The organism is Psychrobacter sp. 1U2 (assembly GCF_051847575.1).
The window spans coordinates 1-545 of the sequence record NZ_JBPYDC010001672.1; the positions used below are offsets into that span (position 1 = coordinate 1).

The window sequence follows — 545 nt, forward strand, 5'->3', positions numbered from 1 at the left end:
ATGGATCACAGCCGATACCCCAAACGCTTTCTGTTGGATAAGCAAGTAGCTTTCCTTCTTTAAGCCAGTCAGCAGCTTGAATGACAGAATTAGTAGTAAAGGGCGCGGATTGTTTCATGACTTGAGTGCTTCAAAGAGATAGGAGGTTAAGCACTCATAATAACATATGACAAAGAAAGACTAGGATAGCAGAGTTTGAAATTACCAAAATTGTTCTTGGTTTAAATACTCAATAATTGGAATAAAGAAGAACTTTAAGGTAACTAAAACATAGTTTTAGACGCGTAAGTAGCGCCCGCCTTGCACACTGATAACCCCTAATAATTCAAGCTCCATCAACTGGCCGATTAGCTGCGGTGGGGCTATCTTGGTGGTTACTAACAATGCATCTAAATCCTGTCCATGCCAGTCAAGTTGATCATAAACCGTTAGTAAATGTTCAGCGACGTTTATAGCGTTACCAGAAGACTTAAGAGTAGATGATGACAAGTGATGAGTAGCGGTAGCGAGGCGGCTGTTTAGATCTGACGAATGAAAAATGGGGC

General features: G+C 41.1%; 1 protein-coding gene and 1 pseudogene. Both read right to left on the minus strand.

Annotated features, from left to right (window positions below; all coding sequences use genetic code 11):
* A pseudogene (locus ACS8FD_RS23800) lies at positions 1–118 on the minus strand (L-threonylcarbamoyladenylate synthase); the annotation flags it as partial.
* Between the two features lie 158 nt (positions 119–276).
* Positions 277–545: DprA-like winged helix domain-containing protein (locus ACS8FD_RS23805; RefSeq protein ID WP_459252186.1), on the minus strand; the 269-nt coding region annotated here is incomplete at its 5' end.